General features: G+C 61.2%; 15 protein-coding genes. 7 read left to right on the top strand and 8 right to left on the bottom strand.

From position 1 onward, the window contains the following. Positions 1–7 precede the first annotated feature (7 nt). The 7 genes from ACVWSC_RS10015 to ACVWSC_RS09985 all read right to left on the bottom strand — a co-directional run bounded on the left by ACVWSC_RS10015 (position 8) and on the right by ACVWSC_RS09985 (position 9,270). Complete coding sequence (locus tag ACVWSC_RS10015; protein WP_442113482.1) at positions 8–3,490, bottom strand: T6SS effector BTH_I2691 family protein; 3,483 nt, start codon at positions 3,488–3,490, stop codon at positions 8–10. After that, complete coding sequence (locus ACVWSC_RS10010; RefSeq protein WP_442113481.1) at positions 3,487–4,368, bottom strand: DUF4123 domain-containing protein; 882 nt, start codon at positions 4,366–4,368, stop codon at positions 3,487–3,489. Before ACVWSC_RS10010 ends, ACVWSC_RS10015 begins: the two co-directional genes overlap by 4 nt. Continuing rightward, a complete protein-coding gene (locus ACVWSC_RS10005; protein WP_442113480.1) occupies positions 4,365–6,383 on the bottom strand; it encodes a type VI secretion system Vgr family protein in 2,019 nt (672 codons plus the stop codon). Before ACVWSC_RS10005 ends, ACVWSC_RS10010 begins: the two co-directional genes overlap by 4 nt. Positions 6,384–6,598: 215 nt before the next feature. Further along, on the bottom strand, positions 6,599–7,678 hold the full coding sequence (locus ACVWSC_RS10000) for a DUF1615 domain-containing protein (RefSeq protein WP_442113479.1): 1,080 nt from the start codon (positions 7,676–7,678) through the stop codon (positions 6,599–6,601). A gap of 17 nt (positions 7,679–7,695) precedes the next feature. Next, positions 7,696–8,247 carry a hydrolase gene (locus ACVWSC_RS09995; RefSeq protein WP_442113478.1) on the bottom strand — a complete coding sequence of 184 codons (552 nt, stop codon included), beginning with the start codon at positions 8,245–8,247 and terminating at the stop codon, positions 7,696–7,698. A gap of 68 nt (positions 8,248–8,315) precedes the next feature. Continuing rightward, on the bottom strand, positions 8,316–9,035 hold the full coding sequence (locus ACVWSC_RS09990) for a thioesterase II family protein (RefSeq protein ID WP_442113477.1): 720 nt from the start codon (positions 9,033–9,035) through the stop codon (positions 8,316–8,318). A gap of 10 nt (positions 9,036–9,045) precedes the next feature. Beyond that, complete coding sequence (locus ACVWSC_RS09985; RefSeq protein ID WP_442113476.1) at positions 9,046–9,270, bottom strand: MbtH family protein; 225 nt, start codon at positions 9,268–9,270, stop codon at positions 9,046–9,048. Between the two features lie 185 nt (positions 9,271–9,455). Between ACVWSC_RS09985 and ACVWSC_RS09980 the strand changes: the two genes are divergently transcribed. The 7 genes from ACVWSC_RS09980 to ACVWSC_RS09950 all read left to right on the top strand — a co-directional run bounded on the left by ACVWSC_RS09980 (position 9,456) and on the right by ACVWSC_RS09950 (position 14,918). Next, positions 9,456–10,010 carry a UPF0149 family protein gene (locus ACVWSC_RS09980; protein WP_442113475.1) on the top strand — a complete coding sequence of 185 codons (555 nt, stop codon included), beginning with the start codon at positions 9,456–9,458 and terminating at the stop codon, positions 10,008–10,010. Between the two features lie 190 nt (positions 10,011–10,200). Continuing rightward, the gene (locus ACVWSC_RS09975; protein ID WP_442113474.1) at positions 10,201–10,704 is read left to right on the top strand and encodes a hypothetical protein; all 504 of its coding nucleotides are present in this window, start codon (positions 10,201–10,203) and stop codon (positions 10,702–10,704) included. Between the two features lie 14 nt (positions 10,705–10,718). After that, entirely contained in the window at positions 10,719–11,720 is a 1,002-nt protein-coding gene (locus ACVWSC_RS09970) for a hypothetical protein (protein ID WP_442113473.1), read from the top strand. 173 nt (positions 11,721–11,893) lie between these two features. Continuing rightward, positions 11,894–12,283 carry a hypothetical protein gene (locus ACVWSC_RS09965; RefSeq protein ID WP_442113472.1) on the top strand — a complete coding sequence of 130 codons (390 nt, stop codon included), beginning with the start codon at positions 11,894–11,896 and terminating at the stop codon, positions 12,281–12,283. A 103-nt stretch (positions 12,284–12,386) separates the two neighbouring features. Continuing rightward, entirely contained in the window at positions 12,387–13,793 is a 1,407-nt protein-coding gene (locus tag ACVWSC_RS09960; RefSeq protein WP_442113471.1) for a DUF2252 domain-containing protein, read from the top strand. A gap of 124 nt (positions 13,794–13,917) precedes the next feature. Next, a complete protein-coding gene (locus ACVWSC_RS09955) occupies positions 13,918–14,727 on the top strand; it encodes a DUF2092 domain-containing protein (RefSeq protein ID WP_442113470.1) in 810 nt (269 codons plus the stop codon). After that, positions 14,724–14,918: a hypothetical protein gene (locus ACVWSC_RS09950; RefSeq protein ID WP_442113469.1), complete on the top strand. Its 195-nt coding sequence runs from the start codon at positions 14,724–14,726 to the stop codon at positions 14,916–14,918. Before ACVWSC_RS09955 ends, ACVWSC_RS09950 begins: the two co-directional genes overlap by 4 nt. Positions 14,919–14,978: 60 nt before the next feature. On the opposite strand, the gene ACVWSC_RS09945 is transcribed toward ACVWSC_RS09950, so the two are convergent. Continuing rightward, complete coding sequence (locus ACVWSC_RS09945; protein ID WP_442113468.1) at positions 14,979–23,861, bottom strand: autotransporter-associated beta strand repeat-containing protein; 8,883 nt, start codon at positions 23,859–23,861, stop codon at positions 14,979–14,981. Positions 23,862–24,045: the final 184 nt, after the last annotated feature.

The following is a 24,045-nucleotide window of genomic DNA, read 5'->3' as shown; positions in this document are numbered from 1 at the left end:
TTATTGCTCAACCACCACTTGAGTTAGGGACTACCAGCTTCGTTAATTTGCTGGACTGACTATAAATCACAACAGAATCTTTTTCCCGCAGTTCCCCGCTTACGGCAGACTTGACTCGGTCTGCTTCACTCGCCGCCCATTTCAGTGCCAACCGGAACATGTAACTGTGGCCGCTTGAGCCCTGCCACACACCGGACGGGTATTTAACCTCCATCTCGAGAAGCGGATTATCCGTCGGATCATTGATCCAAACTTGCCATAGGCGGTGTTGATCCTGCGGGGTGTAAGTGAAGTCGGATAAGCTCAGGCTGTTGCCCGGAACACTGGGCAACTCTCCCAGTAGCTTCGGATCGACCCAATGGCCATTTAGAAACTGATCGTAAAACCTGTTGTGCTCGAAGTCCGTGAGGTTTTCTTCCAACGTCCACCGGTTCACGACCGTCGGTTGTAGGGTCAACTCTTTACCGGCCAACGCTGTCGGCACTTGAATCTGCACCCAGAAGCCCAGCCACCTCCTGAGGGCACGCTCACCGTCTTTATAAAAGGCTCTTCCCACTACCGTCGGGCGTTGCAAGGTTTCCAGCAACGCGTGCATCTGCTTGAGATGATTGCCGTCACCCCGCCATTCTGGGATTGACCCACGCCCCCAACTGCAACGGTACAGCCACAAACGCAGGCCCTCGCGCTTGAAACGGTTGGCGGCCATTGAGACCAGAAAATAGGCAATACCCAGCAGCGCAATAATGATCGTCACTGGCGTCGACATTACCCAGGAGAAACTCAACCAATAGCCGAGGCCTGCACCGATTAATTGGCCCGTGGAAACAAGCCCCATTCCTTTAACAATGCGAAGCTTCCATGTGAGCAATTTTTCCTCTTCCTCACTGGTGGCTCTGCCAATGTCTTCGGAGATCTGCCACGCCTCAAGACCCGCCGCAACAGCCCCCAGCGCAGCCCACGTCACCGTGCGTAAAATCAGACCTTTCGACACCGTAGCAAATTCGTTTGCCGTCGCAGCTTGGGCGCTCCCTGCGGAGGCAGCTTTGTACTTTGCAAGCCATGCCGAGTAGCTTGCCTGGGCAACTTTCCGCGTTTCATCGCTCAACTTCCCAACCATCCCCCCCGCCCGACTCCAAGCCGGCCCAACCCACAACGCCGCCAGCGCATTCCCCGCATACGCCGCATTCGCCCCCATCACGCGCCATTCATCCGCAGTGAACTGCCCGTCGTTTTGCGCCTGTTGGGCACTGCTCCACAGGTTCCACGCGTTCAGGCCCACCAGCACCGTCGGCAGGGCACTGCCGAGGTTCTGCGCCATCCAGGTTTTGGTCCGCGTCAGGTATTCACGCGTGCCCAGCAGTTTCAGTTGTGCCGTCACTTCGTTCTGGCCGAGGTTTTCGAACCAGTGGTTGATTTGCCACAAGCTGACCTCCAAGCGGGTACTGCCCGAAGCTTTGGCGATGATCTGGATGGGACGTTCGAGGAACCGCGCTTGCCGCTGTTGTTCAAGGATCTGCAGCGATCGACGCGCGGCGCGCTGGTCGTGCACCCGACCGGGAGTGTGCAGCACACGTTTGACGCCCGCGATCTGGTTATTCAGGGCTTGCACGTGCAGCAACCAGGCCTGGAACGCGCGTGGGTAGGCGGGGTTGAACAGCAGTTGGGTGGTGCTGGCGATTTCCGTGGAGATCAGCACCTGGGTCGCGACGAGCGCAAAGGCCGTGTGCTGTTTCATCGCCGGCAGCAGCAAGCCGCTCAGGCCGTGCCAGGCCTCGCGGGCCTGGTGGTTGGCGACCTCGATCAGGCTACTCATGGCTTCGCGGGTGACACTGCTCAGGGTCTGGTACAGCCGGCTGCTGCGCACGCTTTCGAGGTCGAACACCGCTTTCAGTTCATTGACGCGGGTGGTCATGCTGGTGGCGTCGCCTGACGAAGACGGCGTCAGCGCCCCGCTGCTGCCATCGCCTTGACGGCCCTGGTCGTCAAGGGTGCCGTAGGTGGTGAAGTTGTGCGACAGGGTGCGGATCAGGCTGGCCAGTTCCGCGTTGAAGTTGAACAGTGCCAGGCCAAACAGGGTGCTCGGGCGCTCGGCCTGCTGGCACAGCCACTGTTGCCCTTGCTGGCCATTGCCGAGCAAGGTGTAGAGCATGTGCGCGGTTTCCAGCAACTGGCGGGCCTGCTCGCGATTGCAGGTGTCGTGGTACACCGCTTCGGCGCTGGGGCTGAGGCGATTGAGCCAGGTGAGCAGGTCGGCTTCGCTGCGCTGGCAATGCGCTTGCAGTTGTTGCGCCTCGACGCGGACCTCGCTCAGGTAACGACGCAGGTCATCAAAGCGCACGTCTTCGCGCCATAAGCGCTTGGCGTTCCATTCTTCCAGGGCGGCTTGCCAATCCGCGTGGGCCGGCAGATGCCCCCAAGTCTGCTTGAAGCGGGCCTGGGCGGCGCTGACTTCCTTGGCCGCGCCCATCATCACCAGCTGTTCCTCCTCGGCCGGGACCATGTCCTTGGCGCGTTCAAGCTCGTCAAAGGTGCCCAGCAGGCGGTACAGGTCGTCGCTGTAGGCCTGGCGCTGCAGCGGGTCGTGCAGGGTCTTGGGGAAAAAGGCTTCGGTATCAAAGCCGCACAAGCGCTCGACGGCCAGGGCGCTTTCCAGGCTGGCTTGGTGCACGCTGTCGAACTGCTGCTGTTCCTGCAGGCGACCGGACAGGTTCATGCTCAGGTCGTCGATCAGGGCCAACGGGTCGTCCAGGGCGATGTACAGCGCGGTGTCCTGCTCAGGCACCCGACCGCGCACCAAGGCTTCTTCGAACGCCGGTTTGTACGGCTGGCCCGGCTCGCCGGCGGTGGTCGGCAACAGTGTGCTGGTGAAGGTTGGTGCGCTGGCGCCGAAGACGTAAATATCCGCGACGTCATTGCCCAGCTCAGTAATATCGCCGCCATGCTCGGTTTTGCCGCTGGCACAATACGCCGGCAGATCAAGCGCGCGCATCCACCGGCTTTGGGCGGCAGGGTTGCTGCGCATCAGTTCGCACATCCGCCAGGTCCATTGCACCGGCGAGTAGGCGATGCGCAACTGGCTGCGCCGCGGGTACAGCAGGTACGGCTGGGTTTCGCTCGGGTTGTGGCGGGCATCCTGATACAGCTGGACGTCGGTCCACAGGTGGCGGGTGAAACGCTCACCGCTGACCTGGTATTCATGGAAGGTCTGGTCGCTGCTGTTCCACACGTACAGCCAGCCATCGCGCAACTGGCGCAGGGTGTAGCTGCGGGTGTGCAGCGCGGGAAGTTTGCCTGTCCAGCCCTTGGGCAGCGGGTTGGGCCCTTGGTTGCTGCCTTTGCTGTGCGGTGATTCGTCCAGTGCATAGCGCACTGGGAAAATCGACACTTCGGGGTGGCGGAAGGCGCATTTGCCGATGCCCAGCGGCGCGTTGGTGAATTCCTGGTTGCGCCGGGCCTGGTTCAGTTCGGCTTCTGTTACGGCAGTATTCATTGCACGTCCTTGTTCACGGTGAGGTGCAGGCAGTCGCTATCCATTTGCTGGATATGCAGTTCCGGGGCGAGCTTCAGCGCACTGGGGGTACGCGCCAGCCATCGCTGGTAAGGCGATTGAAGGTTCTGGGCAAAGCCCTCGCCCCAACGCAGGCTGTACTCGACCCAGATCGCGAGGCTGCGCTGGCTGACCAGCCCCCAGGCCTGTGCTTCTTCCACACGCTCATCGAGCCAGCGCGACAACCGGGCGTTCTCGATGCGCGCCAGTGGCTGGGAATGACTGTGTTGGAGCCGTTGGTGCAACCGCTCTTTGAAGCGCCAGCGCGCGGCCTGATCCAGCGCCTGCATTTGTGCGTCGGCGAACCGGGCGTATTCATCCACCCATGTTGGGGACGCTGCCGAGCGTGTGAATGTCAGCCACTCAGGGGGCGCATCGAGCACCCAGGCATGTGGTGTTGGCGGCAAGTGCCAGGCTTGAATCGGGCCGAGCACAGCATCCCGCTGCGCGTCTTGATAACTGCCTAGCCAATGCCGCGCCACCAAGGGATCGGCCAAGCGCAGCAAGCCCTTGTTGCCCTGTGCATCGGCAGGTGCAATGAAACGTCGCAAATGATCGGCTACCGCGCGCAGCGGCGCCTGGCTGTACAACAGGCTGGCGTCAGCCTGCTGGCCAGCGCGTTGCCAGGTTTCGCCGATCAGCGTGGATGAATCTGCAACCGCAACCAACAATGGGCCCAGGTGCTTCAGTTCGGTCCAGCGGGTACCCAGGTACAGCGGTTCGATCTCAACCGGCTCGGCGAGGGCGTAAAGACTGGCCAGCGCATCGGCACGCAAGGCACCATCGATCAACAGGTAATTGGCTTGGGGAGCGCTAGTCACTGAGCGTTGTCCTGCGTCTTCTGTTCACAGATTTCGCACCAGGGCTCATTTCGCACCAGTGCTTTGCCCTGCGACGAGGTCTCTAGCGACGGCGGTGTCGCTAGCCCGTCAAGCTCGCCGGGCAACTTCGGTGCCGCTGCGGTGCCGATGATGGGCGCACCTCCGAGTTGAATCTCGGTGCTGCTGAAGATACCGCCGGGGCCGAGGACGATATGCTGCCCGCCGCCGCTCAGACTGAGGCCGCCCCCCGCATCGAGCACCACATCGCGGTCCGCAGTAAAGTGAACCTGTTGACCGGCTTCAATCACCAGCGTTTGCCCGACCTGGGTGTAGCTACTCTGACCGACATGCAGGTGATCGTCGGCCTTGAGTTCGACCTTGCGGTCGCCGCTCACCGTGCGCTGTTCCTCAGCTTCGAGCACTGAAATGCTGTTGCCCTTGATGGTTTCCCGCCAGTCGTTGCCGACGTCCAGGCGGCTGTCGTGCTCGATCTTTTGTTCCAGGTCGCGCTGGGCACGCAGGTAGATCAGTTCCTGGCCACTGCGGTCGTCGATCGACAATTCGTTGAAGCCGCCACTGCCGGGCGTGCTGCGGCTACGCAACACGGTCTTGGTCTTGTTGGCGGGCAAGGGATAAGGCGTTGCTGTGAGCTTATTGGCAATGCACCCGCTGATCAGCGGCTGGTCGGGGTCGCCTTCCAGGTAGGTCACCAGCACTTCCATGCCGATGCGCGGCACAGTGACCGCGCCATAACCCGCGCCCGCCCAACCCGACGCCACCCGCAGCCAGCAACTGCTCTTGTCGCTGTTCAACTCGGCGCGGTCCCAGTGCAGCTCGACCTTCACCCGGCCGTACTCGTCGCAATAGATTTCTTCACCCTCGGGCCCGGTCACCCGGGCGGTCTGGGCGACCAGTTGTGCCGGGCGCTTGACCAGTGGTGGGCGGTAGAACACATCCCAGGGGATGACATTGAAGCGATTGCGGTAGCCCTGGCTGAAGCCGTCTTTGCTCGGCGGGCTATCGATGCTGGCCGACTCCTCCAGCACCTGGGGCTGCTTGCCTTCATGGCTGACGCTGAGCAACAGCCAGAGGTTGTTGCAGGCCTTGCGCGGATGCTCGGTAAGGTCGAAAAAGTGACCGCTGCGCAGTTGCGCTTGGTCGCTGCTGCCTTCGCCCGACGCGTAGTCGACACGGTGCCGTTCCAGGGCCAGGCGGGCAAGCTGTTTGCTGCGTTCTTCGGTTTCGTTGGGTGCTGGGTAGCGATAGTCTTCAAGGGCCGGGCCGACGTCGGCGCGGGCCTGTTTTTCCAGCAGGCGGCTGGGGCGCTCGAAGTCATAGGCGCGCTGCGTCACCGTGTTGGTGCGGCTACTGAGGCCGTGGGTGAACTGGCTGACCACCGGGTGTTCGGCGACCCTGCCGGCGCCTTGCCGGTAGGGCGTGGCGCCGAGCCTGGGGAAGAAGGTCTGGTGGTCGCTGAACACCAGGTGATGCCCCTCTGGGCTATGCAGGTGATGCCAGGCAATGCCCTCTTCGCTGCACAAGCGCAAAATAAACTGATAGTCATTTTCGAAGTATTGAGTGCAGTATTCACGTTCGCTGCAGGTGCTGACATTGAAGGTGAAGGCGTCGGCCTGAATGCCGTGGCCCTGCAGTACCTGGGTGATGATCTGCGGCACCGTCAGTTGCTGGAAGATCCGCGGGGTGTAGCTGAGCTGCAAGTAGTGCAGCGCGGGTACGAGGGTCAGTTGATAACGGGTCAGGCGAGTGCCAGACTCGCCGGCCAGGACATCTTCGATGTGGCCGTGGAGGCCTTCGCCACTGGCGCCAAACTGAAGGAACGCCGGTTGGCCGAGCAGGCTCTCGAGATCGAAGTCAGGGTGCTCGCTGACCAGCTCGACCGTAATCGCATACAACTGGCTGATGGCCTCGGTGCCGTGAAAGGCCAGGACCTTGAAGTCATTACGGACGGATGGAATTGATAATTTGAAAGGCGCGCGGTTGGCCGAAATGGGCATACGTTTTTCCTTAAACGGGTGAGGAAAACAACCCGGAAAAAGTACCCAGTTCTAATTGGGAAAGATGTCAGACGCTTCCGAAAATGCGTCCGTATTCACCTAAGGTGGTGGGAACAACTGTCTTCTTGTGGGGGGCTTGTTGTGGGAGCGGGCTCGCCCCGCGATGCGGTGTGTCCGATAAACCGCAATCGCGGGGCAAGCCCGCTCCTACAGCCCTACCGTTTCATGCAGCGCTGATATCGCTCATCAACGCGGTTGGCAAACCAGGCCGTGGTCAGTTTGCGGGTGATCTTCGGGCTTTTCAGCTCGATCCCCGGCAATTGCGCACGGGGCAACGGCTTGCCCCGCTTGCCTTCCGCCAGGGCATAGACGCCGCTGTACAACTTGGTGTCTTCGAATTCCAGGCTGTCACCCTTCTCCAGCTGGTCGCGAATGCTCGGGTTACGCAGGCCTAGCGTTTCACCCAGTCGCCGCGCGGCTTTCTCGGTGTTGCCCGGCAGGATCGCCCCCGGCGCGATCAAGTCGCCATCCAGCGCCAACTGCACCCCACTGGCCCGGCTCAAGGCACTCTGGAACGCGGCATTGCGGCTGGCATACCAGCCTGCGTTGAAATCGGCGAAGCGGTACAACTGGCGCTCGTAATGACTGGGGTAACCCAGCAAGTGAGCGATGCCGAAGTACATGCCGCCACGGCGGCTGAACACTTCCTGGCGAATCGTGCCTTGATGGCTATAGGGATAGTCACGGGCGTTGCGCTCGGCAAAGGCGATGCTGACCTGCATCGGCCCGCCGGTACGTACCGGGTTGAGGTCGCCGAGCAAGGTGCGGCCCATCGGCACACTGCCGATCAGGTCATCGAAAATCGCACTGAGCTGCTTTTCACTGCGCACCGCCGCCAGCCGTTCACTGTAAGTTTTGCCGTTCGGTGAGCGGGTCTGCAGGGCGCCATTTACCAGCATCTGGGGAATGTGCAGGCTGGCAGCCCGGCGGTCGATCTCCTGGCGGGCGATACGACCCAGGCCGGGCACCTGCGGGTCGGCCTGAAAGGTCGACTCCTGCTCGGTCACGGCCAGCACGGCGCACAGGTTGGAGCGGCTCGGGGTGATCTTCTGCGCGGTGAAGGCGGTCTGGATGTCCCGCGCCCAGCCTTCACGGTCTTTGGTGGCGGCAGGCAACAAGCGCAGGATCTGCGCCTGCACCTTGGCCGGATCGGTTTCTGGTGCCTCGCGCTGCGTCACGCAGCCTTGTACCGTCAACAGCACGGCGACGCCCAGCAGCAAACCTCTGACGTGCATGTAATACCCTCGGCGGTTCAGGGTTGTTCGCCAACCATGTAGGTCTTGCTGATGTGCCGAAATTGTTCGTGGCTCGAGATTTCCATCAGCTCGAACACCACCATTTCGCGGGTAACGATCTGCGCGCCAGCGTCACGCATCCGCGCAATGCCTGCGGCCTGGTTGTGAGCACCGCGGCAATCACAGGCATCTTCGACCACGAATACCTGCTTACCCAATTCGCGCAGGCCGAGCACGGTTTGCAACACACAGATATGGGTTTCCATCCCACAGACGATCACCTGTTCACGGGCCAGCAAGGACGCCGGCAGGCACTCGGCGCTGACGCAGGAAAAGTGCAGTTTCTCCACGATCCGGGCATCGGGCGATGCCTCCTTGAGCGCCGCGACTGTCGGGCCGAGACCTTTGGGGTATTGCTCGGAAATCACCGTCGGCAGCCCCAGCTCAGCGGTGGCAGCCATCAGCCAGCGAGTGCGCGCCAGCGTGCCGGCCGGGTCGCTGACGGCACCAATGAGTTTTTCCTGTACATCGATGACCAGCAAGCTGGCCTGGTTCGCCTTGATCAACATTCCCTGCACCTGCGTCGTGATTGAGCCACCAAGGCTCGCCCAGCGCTGGCGGTCACGTCAAGACAGGATCAGGCCGACATTCGATGGGGCTCCAGTGCGGCACTGAGCACACCGAGCACGCGCGCTTCATGTTCATGGAGGAAGAAGTGACCGCCGGGAAAGGTCTCCAGGGAAAAATCACCCAGCGTCTCGCGGCGCCAGGCCAGCAACTGCGTCTCTGTGGCACGATCCTCTTCGCCGCTCAACACATGCAGCGGGCAATGCAAGGCCGGGCGTTGGCGATAGGCATAACGGCCGCACAGCAGAAAATCGGCACGCAGTACCGGCAAGGTCAGGCTCATCAGTTCCTGATTGGCCAGGACCTCTTCCGGGGTGCCTTTGAGCCTGCGCAACTCCTCGATCAGCGCGGCGTCACTTCTTGGCTCGCGCCACAGCTCACCGTCGTAGTCTTCGCGGCGTGTCGGCGCCGCCGTGCCGCAGGCAAATAGCGCCAGTGGCGACGGGCAGCCCAACGCCTGCAGCTCATGGGCCAGCTCAAACGCCACGAGTGCTCCAAGGCTGTGGCCGAGCAAGGCATACGGCTGGTGGGCAGCCAGACGCTGCTCACTGGCCAACTGCCGGGCCAAGGCGTGCATATCGGTGTGCAGCGGCTCGCCCAGGCGCGCACCACGCCCGGGCAACTCCACAGGGCGCACGTTGATCCACGCCGGTAACGTGCGGCGCCAGCGGCTGTAGACCATGGCGCTGGCGCCCGAATACGGCAGGCACAACAAGGTCAGTGACGACACCCCGCGGCCCTCAGTGCGATGCTGCGGTTTCGGCCATTTTCTGGCGCAGGCTCAGCGGGCGCATGTCGGTCCAGACTTCGTCGATGTAAGCCAGGCATTCCTTCTTCAGGCCACGCTTGCCAACGGTGCGCCAGCCGGCCGGTACTGCCTTATAGTCAGGCCAGATGGAATACTGTTCTTCGTGGTTGACCACTACCTGGAACACGATGTCGTCGCGATCGAATACGGATGTCATTGCCTGTCTCCTGAATTGAATGGGCCCGCGGCACAGCGTGCGTACGGTGGCTACCCAAGAGAACGAATGAGGCTGACAGAAAATTAAACTTCCACTGGCAACGCGCACCGAGCACTGGAAAAATCTGCTGCAAAGGGCCATCCTCCCCGCCTTTTTGCCCGCCTACCCCGCCAAGGAGCCCCTCCATGCCCATCGCCCCCCTCACCGCCAGCGAGCTGACGTTCATCGACGACACCCTGCTCAAGTACGGCGACGACCACTCGGTGCTCAACATGTCTGAGCTGGATGGCTTCTGCACGGCACTGGTTTCGGGCCCCGCGCAGCTCGATATCAGCGAGTGGTTCCCGGCCATCTGGGGCGGCCAGACGCCACAATGGGAAAGCCCCGAAGAATGCCGGCAATTCATCGACCTGAGCATCAAGCACCTCAACAACCTGGCCAGCCAACTGGCCAATGACTCTGGCGCCTTCAGTGCGCGCTTCGACCAGACCGAACACAACGGCCAACCGCTGACCCTGGCCGAGGAATGGTGCTTTGGCTATGTGCGTGGTGTGTCGATCAGCAACTGGCCGCAGTTGCCCGAAGGCCTGGCCCTGCAACTGCAGAAAATCACCGACTGCGCCGAGCAGGACAATTTCGAACTGCCGGTAGATCTGGATGTGGTGTTGCACCGTCAACGTGTGGCGGCGATCGAGCCGGCTGCGCGGGCGTTGCATGACTACTGGGCCGTGCAGCGATAAACGCTGAAACTTTACCTATTACATCAATAACAATTCAATCTAGCCAAAACAGCCCGTCTGATCATTGACGGGCTGCCTCTGGCTTGACTTCCACTCCCTTCATGCTTGCCTTAAATACAAGCACCAAGGGCAGTCTGCCATTATCTGTCCATTCAAATACTCATAATGTCCGAGACAAATGGGTGTTGCGATGACGATCAAATATTCCTTTACCCGTTACGACACCATCAGAATCCAGTGCAATGGCGAAACACTCGAGGTGCCCCTTCCACCAAAGGTGACTGACGTCATTACCTCTCCGGGCGCAAACGGATCGGTTAGCCAGCAAATGGGCGGAGACAAAACGTCTGATATTGGTCGCCCACGGGTACGCCCCTCTGTTATCGGGATCTTCACCGTCAATGATCTGGACGAAGATGACTTACCTGAGCTATTCGATTGCAGCAACATGGATACACAAGCCGTTGTCGCGCTCAGTGACATAGCCAATATGTCAAAAAGCAACCTTGAGCAGATCTTGGCCAATGAACAGTACCGGTTAACCGGCGGCCACAACCAACCCTATGTTCTTGACATCGGCATTGATCGAAACGCCTTGCAACTTCCAGAACAACTGGAAACGCTTCAGGAAGCACTTAGAGATCAGCAAAACGGTTTGACTGGCATCCGCTTGCTGCAAATGCCCTCAGAGTAATCCGAAGGTTTCCTATGGCCACCGCAGACGCCTATATCACGGCTAAAGCCAACCTGCGTGATAACGTCAAGACGTTGATCCTGGTGTTTGGCAGCATTGCCGGTGTGATGATGGCGGGGACGCCGTTCTCAGGCTATGGAGCACTCGCGGTGTTTTCCACACAATGGTGGGTCGCTTCCATCAGCCTGCTCCTGACTATCACCCTTGTTGCTATTGCCTTACGCCTGTTATTACGGTCCCTGCAGCCGGATCTTTCTTACCCTGAAGCGCTACACCAGAACTTCAACCTGGATGGCCAGGAACGATATACACGCCGTGAACTCTCGGCGCTCAGAAAAGAATTCGAAAGGTACAAGCATCAGCTACTACCTGCGGGTATCAATACCCTTGAAGAACTGGAGTCACGCGCGGACGACGCCTGGGAGCTCTATCAACGAACTGGGGAGGAGAAAGACAAAGAGGCGTACTACATTCGCCATGAGATCCTGACAGATATCGGTAACTGGTCTGCCTTCACCCGCCTGCACTTCCGAATTCGTACCACCATCAATATGGTGTTACTGATCGGGCTTTTTACCCTGGTGAGCATTGCCGTATTTTCATCCGCAGTAAACGCCCCACAACGGCCATCAGAATTTGCAACTGAAGGCACTATCCCCGCTCTGCGCCCCTCTACGCTAACCCCGGTTAGCCTGGAGGCCGACATGTCTGGCCTGACGAACGAAGCGCTGGCTGTCATTGCCAGCACGCTGGAAAAACTTCGGGCAGATCCCACGGCTGGGGTATTGATTTTTGGTGTCTTGGATAATTCAGCGGCGTCTGCGCGCAAACGTGACCTTGTAAACTACCGAGCCCACGAAGTTCGCCAGCTATTGAGCCGGTTGGGAGGTGTTAGCGATCAGCGTGTGTTCGTTATCGAACTGCCGAAATCTGACACTCACCGACCTCTGCAAGAGGACAGTTCTACTGAGCCGGCTGTACAAATCGTTTTGCTCCCCCTTTTACATGCACCGTAGTTACTCAGCCCGTGAACAACGATCCGCACTTGCGTTGCGGGAAAATGCCTGTGCTTGGTCTACCCTGCAATCTGGCGTCGACAGTATCTGTGTGTACTCAGCGCTGGACACCAATAGTGGCCAATTAGTAGCATCCGCTACCCCCTACAAAAACAAACAGCCAGGGAGGCTGTATGAGCCGTATTGTCCATCGCCCGATCCACCTCGAACTGCGCCCGACGCTCACCTGGATCGACACCTGGCAGGGCCCGGACAACGGTCTGATCCGCTGCTGGGAAATTGGTCGCGAACGTGCACTGAAGCACCCCGAAATCGCCCAACGCTGCCTTGCCGGCGAGTTGCCGGTACTGGGTTGGAAAGGTGGTGTAGAACGGACCTTGAAGAAGCGGGAAAAATTCGGCTCACTCAAATACCTTGCGCAGTGGCAAGGCTTGCGCGGTGAAGACCTGCAGATCGACACTACGGCAGAGCTGACCCTCAACTGCAGCCGTACCGGAATGGTCGTGACCTTTACCCCGGACCAGAGCAAGTACTACAACTTGCAGTTGGATATTGACGAATAGCCGGTAGGAGCGGGCTTGCCCCGCGATTGCGGTTTATCAGACACACCGCAATCGCGGGGCAAGCCCGCTCCTACCGGGTGAACAGCCTCGGCGGAGTGTCCTGATGACCACGCTCAACGATCGTTTCAGGCAAGGCAAGGCGGCGCGTAAGAAGTGCCCACGCAGCGCTCAGGCGGCGCTGGGCAAGGTCAAGCGCAATCCGATCCCGCTGATCAAGGCGTCAAGTGAGGGCCGCGTCGAGTCGCTGGTCGCCTTGCGCTACGGGCGCATGCTGGTGTCGCCGTTCACCTTCTACCGCGGCAATGCCTTGCTGCAGGCGCACGACCTTTCAACCACAACGAACATGGGCCTGGTGTCGCCAATCTGTGGCGATTGCCACCTGATGAACTTTGGCGGTTTCGCCACTCCGGAGCGCAACCTGCTGTTCAGCGTCAATGACTTTGACGAAACCCATCCCGGCCCCTGGGAGTGGGATCTGAAACGCCTGGTGGCGAGTTTTCTGGTGGCTGCCCGCGACCTGCGTCATAGCGCTTCAGTGGCAGAGACCGTTTGCCGCCAGGTGGTACGCACCTATCAGGACGCGCTTTTGGAATGCGCCGAACAAAGCGCGCTGGACACCTGGTACGACGCCATCGACTTCGATGTTTTACGCAGCCAGGCAAGCAAAAGTGCGCTCGAGCATGTAGACCGCGCCATTGCCAAAGCCGAACGACGCAACCATGCCGAACTGCTGCCGAAAATCACCGACCGCGACGCCAAGGGTCGCCTGATCATTCGCGACGATTTGCCAGAGATTTTCCATCTGCATGGCAGCAGCACGCTGCTCGACATCGATGATGACTGGCTGCGTTTGCCAGACTGGCGCAAGTACCTGAACAAATGTTTGCGTGAGTATCGAACCACGTTGCAGGCTGACCGCCGCGAGCTGTTCTCACGCTTTCACATCCATGACCTGGCCTTCAAAGTGGTGGGTGTCGGCAGTGTCGGTACCCGCTGCCTGGTCGGCCTGTTCACCGACGATCAGCAAGCGCCGCTGTTTCTGCAGTTCAAGGAAGCGCGCCGCTCGGTGATCGCCAACTACCTAGACACCCGCTTACGGGTCAAGCATCAAGGCCAGCGGGTCGTTGAAGGGCAACGCTTGATGCAGGCGGCCAGCGATCTGTTCCTTGGCTGGACCACCGGCCCGAGCGGTCGTCACTTCTACGTACGCCAATTGCGCGACATGAAGATTTCGGCCGAACTGGAAGTGTTCGACGACCAGACCTTTTGCGACTACGCCAGAGCCTGCGGGCGCGCCCTGGCGCATGCCCACGCCAAAGCTTCAGGCTGCGCCCCGTATATCAGTGGTTACATCGGTAAGAGCGATGCCCTGGCCGATGCGCTGTACCAATACGCCCAAGGCTACGCCAAGCAGAACGAAGACGACTTCGAACGCTTCCAGCTAGCCTGTCGCACGGGGCGTTTGCAGGCGCGCACTGAAGCCGATTTCGCGGCGGATCATCACCCGTAGCTATCAGCAGAATCCTGACCAGGCGACGCTCGCGCATCCTCAGATGAGCGGTCGGAGAATAAGCAGCCTGGCGTTCTGGGCGAGGGCTAGAGTTACTTATCCGCAAACCCGAAGCGGTGCCCTCATGAACACCATCCTCCGACAGTACCTCAAGCCCTGTTCAGCCAAGGTGTCTGTAACAGCGGTCAGTTTGATCATCGGACTGTGCCTGTCGACTGCCACGCAGGCCGATGAGGCCTACGCGAAGCAATTGCTTAAGAACATGTCCGACTACATGTCTGCGCAAAAGAACCTATCGTTCAGCTACGACACGATTCTGGAAGTGGTGACCAAGGATCAACAGCGACTTGCCCTGGCAGGCTCCGGCGCTGTGGTGATCAGCCGGCCCGATAAAATCCGCAACTCGCGCACCAGTGGCTTTGCCGACGTCGAGATGCTGTTTGATGGCAAAACACTGACCCTGCTCGGCAAGGGCAAGAATATTTACGCACAGGTGGAGGTGCCGGGCACCCTCGACCATTTGCTCGACGTGCTGAGAGAAAAATACGACCGGCCGCTTCCCGGCGCAGACTTGTTCATGTCCAACCCGCAAGCGCAATTGATGGACGGCGTGAACAACATCAAAGACCTGGGCAGCGGTGTGATCGGTGGCGTTGAGTGCGATCACCTGGCGTTCAGAAAAAAAGAGGTGGACTGGCAAATATGGATCGCCCAAGGCGATAAGCCCTACCCGTGCCGGTACTCCATCACCTCGAAAAAAATTACCGGAAGCCCGCAGTACAGTATTCAGTTGAGTGACTGGAAAAGTGGCGATGGCGTTGCGCCCGATGATTTCGTTTTCAACAACTCGACGAACGCGAAGAAAATCGAGCTCAAAGACCTTCCCAACACCGAGGACTTGCCCAGCAATTTTGTGCGAGGAAAAGTCAAATGAACCTCTTGCTGAAATCGTGCGGTTTCCTGCTGACCGGCTTGGTGCTGATGTGCGCGCTGGAGGTGGGCCAGGCGCTGTCGATTCCGGGCGTACATAGCTTTATACCTGACGCCCAGGCGGTGGTTGGTCGCCCGCTGACACCGGTCAGCGTGGCCGGCGTCGCCAGGCGCACGGCGCGGCGGAATAACTAACGACGGGGGGCGATGTGTGCGAAAGCCCGCTGTTGGTAACAGCGGGCTTTCGCATAGCACTTAGAAGCTCACGTTCAAGCCCAGACGCACACCGTTGTCCTTATAGCCGTCACCGAACTGTCCGGAGTACCCAAGGTCCACGGTGGTGCCGCTGGCGACCTGCGCGGTCACACCCAGTTGCACCACGGCGGTGTCCTGGGCCAATGGCGTGCCCTTGACGGTGAAGGCCTGACTACCGGCGAACGACAGCTGGCGCTGTGCATCGAGGTCGTCAAAGGCATGCTGCCAGCCGAGCGTGCCTTGCAGCGCGAGCGGTACCGACGCGACCGTGGTCAACGGCGTCGAGGCATGCAGGCCGAGCGTGCTGTAGGTCAACTCGTCCTTCTCGCCTTCGCCACGCAATGCCGTGCTGCCGCCGTGTTCGGTGAAGCTGTCGCTGTCCACCTTGACGTGCGCCAGGCCCACAAACGGCTCGACGTTGAAGTCGCCTGCGGAGATCGCATAACCCAGTTCGCCGTACATCTGCGTGGTCTTGGCGTCATAGCTGGCCTTGTCATGCTCGGCAATGGTGCCAGCCTGCACGTGACGGCTGCTGTCAATGTCGCTCCAGGCGTGCGAGGCGCCCAGGCGCAGGTTGATCGCATCCCATTGACCGGCAGCGAACAGGCTCAGCGAGGTGCTGTCGATATCGGCCGAGGAATTGCGCGCATCGACGTCCAGCTTGCTGTTGCCATAGCCTGCGGCCACACCTACACGCCAGTGCTCGCCAACCGGCAGGTCAACGCCGAGCAAGGTGCCGCTGCTGTTGTGGTCCATGTCCGCCGTGTTGCTGTTGCCACGGCTGTCGCCCCAGCCACCATAGCCTTGCAGCCAGAAGGTGATGCCGCTGTCGGCGTCGGTGTGCAGCACGCCGTCGGCGGCGGCCTGGCCTTGAACCGCGCGCAGGCGCTGGCCAATGGTGTCACGCACATAGCGGCTGTCATCGAACAGCGCGCCCTGGGTGCTGGCGTGCAGTTCGCCGGACAGGCTGTCGTAGGCGGCTTGCGCCTGTTCGACGGTCAGCGCGCTGATGGCGTTGTAGAGGTTGCCGCTGGCCAACGACTCGACGCCGCTGGCGGCCGCGCGTTGGTTGAAGGTACGGCCCACCGAAACGAAGCTGACGTCGTTGCGTTCCAGGGTCAGTTGCACACCGGTTGCCGAATAGGCCAGCTCGGGGCTGAGGAAGGCCAGGTTGCTGCTGACATCGGCGAAGGTACCGTTGAGCGCGGCGGCCTGGATGATGCCGTAGCGCGTGCTCGGCGCCCAGTCGCCCGCTCCTGCGAGCACCTTGAGGCTGGCGCCGCCGAGGCTGACAGTGCCGGTGGAAACCAACCGATCTGAACGGCCATCGGGGTTGGCTTCGATTTCCAGGGTCGAGCCCGCAGCCAGGTTGACGTCACCGTCGACCCGCAGGGTGCCGATGGAATTGCCGGGATTGAGCGTGGCACCGCGGGCGAGGTCAACGCGCCCGTGGATGTTGCCGTGCCCGCCGAGCAGCGCACCATTGCCGACCTGAACATTGCTGGCCAGGCTCGCGCTGCTGCCCGCCGCGCCGCCAACGATCAGGCTGCCGGCGTTGACCTGGGTACTGCCGCCAACGCTGGACTGGCCATTGAGCACCAGCTTGCCGCTGCCGGCCTTGATCAGACTGCCCGCACCGTTGAGGCTGCCTTCATAGACGCTGCTGGCATTGTTGCTGCCCACCTGCAACTGGCTGCCCGACACCAGGGCAAGATCGCCGCTGCCGCTCAGGGCGTCCAGCAGCGTGCTGCCGCCGACGCTGACCGCGGCGCTGTTGCTGACGTTCAGGCTGGCGTTGCCCAGAGCGTTGTTGCCCACCAGGATCAGGTTGCCGTCGAGGATGTTCAGCGCCCCGCTGAAGGTGTTGTCGCCGCTCAAGGTCAGCGTCGTCGCACCTTGCTTGATCAACGAACCGCTGCCGCTGATCACGCCACTCAAACCGAGATCGTGACTGCCAGCCAGGGTCAGTGCGCCGTTGAGGGTAATGGCATTGCCCAGGGTCAGCGCGCTGCTGTTGTCCAGCGTAGTGCCACCTGCGGCCGTCAGGCTGCCGCTGCCTAGCGCAGCACTGTTGCCGACTACCAGCGTGCCGCCGTTGAGCTGGGTACCGCCGGTGTAGCTGTTGGCACCATTGAGAACCAGCGTACCGGTATCAAACTTGGCCAGTGTGCCGTTGCCGGTGAGGGCCACGTCGAGGGTGGCGGTGGCATTCGGATCGACCCGCAGCGCCGCATATCCCTGCGCGCCGTTGACCAGTTTCACCGAACCGGCGCTGCCGTTCTGCAAGCGATAGCCACTGCTGGCGAATTGCATGCCGGTCACCGTTTGTTCGCCGTTGACCGTCACGCTGCCTGCCGCCCCTTGGAACACCGCGAAGCTGTTGGCCCATGGCTGGTTCGCCGAACCATCGACGTTGGTCCAGTTGCTGCCGGTCCCCCAGGTGCCGCTGCCGCCATCGATGGCGCCGTTGGCAAGCTGCTGGGCACCGTCCCAGAACTGCACGTTGGTGCCGGGTGTGGTGACCAGCAGGTTGACCTGATTGCCGATGCTAGTCTGCAATTGCAAGTCGCCCGCAGGGACATTGCCGAGCAACATGCCGTTGTTGCTCAGGTTGCCGGTGTAATCGATCAGGCGATACACGCCCAGGCCAAAGCCGCCGATGTCGGTGACGTTGAGTTTGCCGTCGAGCACCAGATCGCCATTGACTTTGAGCAGACCGGCAGCGCCCGGTACGGCGGCGCCGAGCGCGGCATCGAGATTGCTGTCGGCATTGAGGGTCAGGTTGCCGGTGGTCAGCGTATTACCGCTGCTGACCAACACATGACCGCCATCGGCAATGTTCACCGCGCCGTCGATGCTGCCGTTGCCGCCGAGGCTGGCACTGCTGCCGACGCTCAGCAAGGACGTGCTGAGCACGCCCTGCCCGCTCACCAACAGGCTGCCTTGGGTGACGTAGGTGCTGCCGCTGATAGTGCTGTTGCCACTCAGGGTCAGGCTGTTGTTGCTGGTCTTGACCAGGGTGCCGTTGCCGCTGATGGCGCCGGCATAGCTACCGCCCCCCAGGCTGAGCGAGCTGTTGTTGGCCAGAACGATGGCGCCCTGTCCGTCAAGCTGGCTCAGTGTGCTGCTGACGCCAATGCCGAGGCTACCGGCCGCGCCGACGGCGACCTGCGCGATGCCCGACAGATTGCTGCCCAGTACGTTCAGGCGACCATTGTCGATCTGGTACAGACCACTGAAGGTGTTGTTGCCACTCAGGTCGAGCACGCTGCTGCCTTGCTTGACCAAGGTGCCAGTGCCGCTGAGCACGCCACTCAAGGTCAGATCGTGGCTGCCGTCGAGGGTCAGGTTGCCGCTGACGTCGACCGCGTTGCTGACGGTCATGGCACTGCTGGTATCGAAGCTCGCCGCTGCGTCCACGCTCAGCTGGCTGCTGCCCAGACCACCTGCATCAGCCAGCACCAGCTTGCCGGCATTGAGCCAGGTGGTGCCGTCGTAGCTGTTGGCCTGGCCAAGCGTCAGGGTACTGCTTCCATTCTTGACCAGCCCGCCGTTGCCGATCACCTGGCCGTTCAACGCCACGTCATGGCTGCCCGCCAGGTTCAGGTTACCGTTGAGCACCAGCTGGTTGCCCAGGTCCACGGCACGGTTGCTGTCCAGGGTGGTGCCATCCTGAATGCTTAAGCTGCTGCTACCCAACGCCGCATTATTGCCAAGCACCAGGGTACCGCCATTCAGACGGGTGCCGCCGAGGTAAGTGTTAACGCCATTGAGCACCAGGGTACCGCTGTCGATTTTACTCAGAATGCCGCTGCCGCCCAGGCTCACATCGAGCGTGGCAGTACTGCCGCTGTCGACACGCACGAAGGTATAACCGCTGCTGCTGTTGACCAGTTGCAGCTGCCCTGCGGTACCGTCGACCAGGTGGTAACCATCGCTGATAAATTGCAGACCGGTGACGCTCTGTACGCCGTCCACGCTGACGGTGCCTGGCGCGCCGCCGAACACCGCGAAGCTGCTGTTCCAGGCGCCATTGAGGCCGGCGTTGACCGTGGTCCAGTTGCTGTGGCTGCCATTCCAGACACCAGTGCCACCTTCGATGCTACCGTTGCCGCTCAGCTCGCTGCCATCCCAGAAGCGGATATCGGTGGCGCCACCGACCACCAGGTTGACCTGATTGGCGAGGCTGGTCTGCACCTCCAGCTCGTTGAGCGGAACACCGGCAGGCAAGGTCGCCAATTCCAGGCCGTTATCAACCAGCGCGCCGCCGTAGTCGAACAGGCGGTAGACGCCAATACCGAAACCGCCGGTATCGCTGATATTGAGTTGACCGTCGAGGGTCAGATTACCCTCGACATCGACCAGGCCTGCCGCCCCCGGCGTCGCAGCGCCCAGCGCCGCATCGAGGTGCGAGCCGCTGCTAAGCGCCAGCGCGCCCAGACTCAATACCGAGCCGCTGGTGACATTGAGGTGGCCGCCGTTGGCCACGCTCACTGCCCCGCCCAAGGTGCCGTTACCGCTCAGGGTCGCGCCGTTTTGCACGGCAACACTGCCGTTGCCCAGGCTGCCGTTCACCCGCAGGATTCCGCCAGCGACCGTGGTCGCACCGCCCAGCGCGCTGTTGCCGCTGAGCAGTAGTGTGCCGTTGCCTTGTTTGTAGAGGTCGCCGTTACCACTGAGCACGCCACTGAAGGTGCCCGCACCGAGGCGCAACTGGCCGCCGTCGAGCTGCACGTTACCGGCGCCGTTGAGCTGGCCGCTGCTGGCCCCGGCAGCCAGTTGCAAGGTCGCACCGCTCGCGACGTTGATCGCGCCCGGCTCGCCAAGGGCGATGGCAGAGGTGCTGAGCAGACGGCCGCTGTTGATGGTGTAGTCACCGAGGAAACCATCGCCGCCGCTCAGCGTCAGGGTGCCGCTGCCGGTCTTGATCAGGTCGCCGCTGCCCGTGAGGAAGCCGGCCAGGGTCAGGTTGTTGCTGCCCTGTACAGTCAACTCGCCGCTGATGTCGACAGCGTTGCCGAGGGTCAGGGCACTGGTGCTTTGCAATGCGCCAGCACCGGTGACAGTCAAACGCCCGAGCCCCAGCGCCTGGGCGTTGCCCAGTTCCAGGGCACCGGCCTTCAGGTGGGTCTGGCCCAGGTAGGCATTGGGTCCGGTCAGGGCCAGTTTGCCGCTGCCGTCTTTGACCAGCCCACTAGCGCCAAAAATCGGGCCAGCCAAGCTCAGGTCGTTGCTGCCGCTCACGGTCAGGTCGGCGTTGAGCACCACGGCGTTGTTGACCGCGATGTTTGCCGTCGATTGCAGCGTGGAGACGCCGCCAACAACCAAGAGGGTATTGCCCAGCGACGTATTCTGCCCCAGGCGCAGTGTGCCCTGGTTGAGCATGAGCGAGCCGTTCAGGGTGTTGGCGCCCGTCAGGTTCAGCGTGCTGCCACCGTTCTTGATCAGGGTGCCGATGCCGGACACCGTGCCGGTGAGCGCCAGGTCGCGGCTACCGAGGACGGTCAGGTTGTCGCTGATCGCCACATTGTTGCCGACCTGCACGCCGGCCAGACCGCTGTCCAGGGTGGTGTTGTCGAGGGTGTTGAGCGAACCCGAGCCCAGTGCGGTATTGCTGCCCAGTACCAGGCCACCGTTGTTCAGCCAGGTAGTGCCCGACCGACTGTTGTTGCCATTGAGTACCAGGCTGCCGCTCCCGAGCTTGAACAGGTCACCGGCACCTGCGAGCGCACCGTTGAGGCTCAGGGTGCGACCGCTATCGACGGTAATATTGGCCGCACCGTTGAGCGACACTGCATTGCTCAGTTGTACATCGGCGCTATCGGCGCGCAGCGTAGTGCCACTGGCAAGGCTCAGGGCGCCGCTGCCCAGCGCCGTGTCACGACGCACGGTCAGGGTTCCGGCGCTCAGCGCGGTGCCGCCGCTGTAGCTGTTGTTGCCGGCCAGCACCAAAGTCCCGGCGCCGGTTTTTTCCAGCGTGCCGGTACCGCCGACCTGCGCGTCGATCAGGGTCGAAACGCCGGAGTCGAGGTTCACCAGGGTCGAGCCGCCGCTGCCATTGACCAGGCTGAGCTGCCCGCCCACCGCTGAGCTGAGGGTGTAGCCGTCGGTCTTGAACTGCAGGCTGCTGGCCGACTGATTTCCTTCAATAAGCACCTGGCCGGCGTTGCCCTGGAACACCGCCGAAACGCCTTTCCAGGTGTTGATCGGGTTGCCACTGGCCTTGGTCCAGTTGCTGTCAAGACTGTTCCATACCCCGCTGCCGCCGTCGACCACGCCGTTGCCGTGAGTGCCGCCACCATCCCAGTACTGGTTGAGCAGGGACTGCGAGTTGACGATGAGGTTGAAGTCTCCACCTATGAGTTGCAGGGTGATCTCGCCTGGCAGGAAACCGCTTGGCAAGGAGCCGAGCACTACAGTCGCGGTGGCCAGCGGACTGCTAGAGCTGATCAGGCGATAGGTGCCGTTGTCGATGTCCGGCAAGTCGCTGAAATTGAACTGCGCGCCATTGACCACCAAGTTGTTGCTGACGCTGATCAGCGGCGTCAGCGACGGCGCGCCGAGGGCAAAGTCGACAATGCTGCCGCTGCCCAGGTTCAGGCTGCCAACCGACAACGTGCCACCCGAACCCACCTGCAGGCGACCGCCACTGTTGATGTTCACATTGCCGGTGAAAGCCCCCGTACCACTGATGCGGGCACCGTTGTCGACGATAACCAGGTTGCTCGCCACGCTGGCACCGGTGTTCAGGTGCAGGCCACCGCCGCTGACCAGAAGGTTGCCGTTTAAGCTGGAATTGCCGCCCAAGGTCAGGGTTCCGCTGCCGACCTTGTTCAGCGTAGTAGTGCTGGAGTCAACGATAGTACCGGTGAAGGTAGAGCTGGCATTACCACTGCCAACGCTGAGGGTACCGTTACTCAACAGCTCGCCGCTGCCGCTCAACGCATTGATCGTGGTCTCTGTGCCCAGGTTGACACTGGCACCGCTGGCGATATTTAGGCTGGAGTTAATGCCCAACCCATTCAAGGCAAGGCTTGTGAGCCGACCCGCCTGCACGTCTACCAGGCCGGAGAAGGTGTTGTTCTGGTACAGCAGTAACTCACCCACACCCGTCTTGGTCAGACCACCGGCACCGGAAATAACCCCTAGCATTTGCACAAGCTGAGGGGTGTTGAAGTCGAGCGTGGCACCGCTGTTGATCGCAAGCCTGTTTTGGTAGAGCGGCGAGAAACCTTCAATCATAAGACGGCTATTGCCGGTGACGGTGAGCGGGTTATTGCTCATCGGGCCAGCGATGTTTGACAAGGTCAGGGAGCCACTGTCGAGCTCGATTTCGTACATGCTGAAAACGGGTGCTGCCAGCGTCAGATTACCGCTGCCAGCCTTGATCAGCTTGCCCCCCGCACCGAAGATGGGGCCGTTCAAGCTCAGGTCATTGGCACCGGTCACAGTCAAGTTGCTGTTGAGGTTGACGAAGTTGTTCAGCACAACCGACTGGCTACTGGCGAGGGTGGCCGCACCGGAAACGGTCAACGGCCCATAGCCCAGTGCCTGATTATTACCGACGATAAGGCTGCCAGCCGACAACTGAGTACCTCCGGCATAGCTGTTGGCGCCCTTGAGCGTCAATTCACCCACACCGTTCTTGATCAGCGTCGCGCTGCTATCGGTGCCAGTGATTGTCCCCTCCAGCGTCAGGTACTCAGCGCTGCCGGTATCGACTGTCATGCCGTTGGCACCCAGGGTAATCGCGTTTGCCAGGGTAACCGCCACGCCGCTGGTGGCCAGAGTGGCGCCATCGACACTGACGTTAGCATTACCGAACACTGCGTTATTGTTCACCCGCAGCTTCCCGCCGGTGAGGCTCGCGCTATTGTTGGCACCGGTCAGCAGTGCCCCGTTGACTTGCCAGGTACCGCTTTTCACCAGCAGATTGCTGAAGTTGATGTAGTTCGCCGCCGAGATCGTCCCGCTGCCAGCGATGCCCGAGCCGCCGCCGATGGCGTTCTGCAGCGACAGGGTGTTGCTGCCACCGGCGCCCCCATCGACGATGCCGGGCGCGGCGAACACCAGATTGGGGTTGGAGGCGACCGTCACCGAGTGCGTGCTCATGGCACCGCCAGTGGACACCATGGAACCGGTAATGGCGTTGAAGGTATTGCTGCTGCCCGCGCCCATGGACAGGCTGCCCACCAGCATTCCGCTGTTGGTAAAGGTATTGCCCTGCGTCGACGCTTCGAACGCCACCCGGCCGTAGAGCTGGTTGGTATTGGTCATCTCGACCTGGGCCCCACCGTGCACCGCCACGTTCGGCATGTCGGCCGCATCCAGCGTTGCCCCGACGATCCGGTCGGCGTGGATCGTGCCGTTGTTGACGATGGTTACCTTGCCACCGGCGCCAGCCCGTGCATCAATCGCCATGCCGTCAAGGTTGACAATGGAGCTGCCGAGGTTGCCACTGGTGCCGGAAATCCAGCCGGAGGCATTGTTGAGGATGGAGATGTTCTGCGCGTTGGCATTACCGACCCTCAAACCGGTGGTCAACTGCGTCCGCTGCCCGCTGCGGGTCGGAGAGATGTCCCCGTTGTTGGCAATGTTGGTGTTGTTGCCGCTCAGTTGGATGACCGGTACGCCATCTAGCGCCGAACTGAGAATGGAACCTAGCGCAATATTGACCGTGAGATTGCTGGCCGAGCTGAAGTAGCTCTGCTGGTCGGTGTTGTTACAGGTCACGGTTGCACCGTCAAGCGGAAAGAACGGCGTGCAACCGGCAGATGCAGGTGCGCTGCTCAGGCTTGCGATAATGCCAAGGGTGGCCAGGCTGACGGCCAGGGACAACGGATTACGACGTGCCCGCAGAACGGAAGGGGTTTGACTGTCCACACACGACTCCAGATGTGGCTTGGCGATTCATCCTTGAACACGCAGACAGCCACCGCAAAACGCACGCTGGGCAAATCTGCGACAGTCGAAAAGCTTGGCCTTGGCAATGGGAATTTTTATAAGGTGGCCTTTTTACATCAAATAGCCACTATCTGAACAGGGGGTTGCCCCCCTGTTTATGCAG

The organism is Pseudomonas sp. NUPR-002, from assembly GCF_056322725.1.
The sequence above is the reverse complement of the archived record's forward strand: the minus strand, read 5'-3'. Positions and strand labels throughout refer to the sequence as shown.

What these genes read in the sequence shown, in the direction of transcription:
- ACVWSC_RS10015 (WP_442113482.1), bottom strand. Translation starts at nt 3,490, where the DNA reads ATGAATACTGCCGTAACAGAAGCCGAACTGAACCAGGCCCGGCGCAAC.
- ACVWSC_RS10005 (WP_442113480.1), bottom strand. Translation starts at nt 6,383, where the DNA reads ATGCCCATTTCGGCCAACCGCGCGCCTTTCAAATTATCAATTCCATCC.
- ACVWSC_RS10000 (WP_442113479.1), bottom strand. Translation starts at nt 7,678, where the DNA reads ATGCACGTCAGAGGTTTGCTGCTGGGCGTCGCCGTGCTGTTGACGGTA.
- ACVWSC_RS09995 (WP_442113478.1), bottom strand. Translation starts at nt 8,247, where the DNA reads ATGTTGATCAAGGCGAACCAGGCCAGCTTGCTGGTCATCGATGTACAG.
- ACVWSC_RS09985 (WP_442113476.1), bottom strand. Translation starts at nt 9,270, where the DNA reads ATGACATCCGTATTCGATCGCGACGACATCGTGTTCCAGGTAGTGGTC.
- ACVWSC_RS09980 (WP_442113475.1), top strand. Translation starts at nt 9,456, where the DNA reads ATGCCCATCGCCCCCCTCACCGCCAGCGAGCTGACGTTCATCGACGAC.
- ACVWSC_RS09975 (WP_442113474.1), top strand. Translation starts at nt 10,201, where the DNA reads ATGACGATCAAATATTCCTTTACCCGTTACGACACCATCAGAATCCAG.
- ACVWSC_RS09970 (WP_442113473.1), top strand. Translation starts at nt 10,719, where the DNA reads ATGGCCACCGCAGACGCCTATATCACGGCTAAAGCCAACCTGCGTGAT.
- ACVWSC_RS09965 (WP_442113472.1), top strand. Translation starts at nt 11,894, where the DNA reads ATGAGCCGTATTGTCCATCGCCCGATCCACCTCGAACTGCGCCCGACG.
- ACVWSC_RS09960 (WP_442113471.1), top strand. Translation starts at nt 12,387, where the DNA reads ATGACCACGCTCAACGATCGTTTCAGGCAAGGCAAGGCGGCGCGTAAG.
- ACVWSC_RS09955 (WP_442113470.1), top strand. Translation starts at nt 13,918, where the DNA reads ATGAACACCATCCTCCGACAGTACCTCAAGCCCTGTTCAGCCAAGGTG.
- ACVWSC_RS09950 (WP_442113469.1), top strand. Translation starts at nt 14,724, where the DNA reads ATGAACCTCTTGCTGAAATCGTGCGGTTTCCTGCTGACCGGCTTGGTG.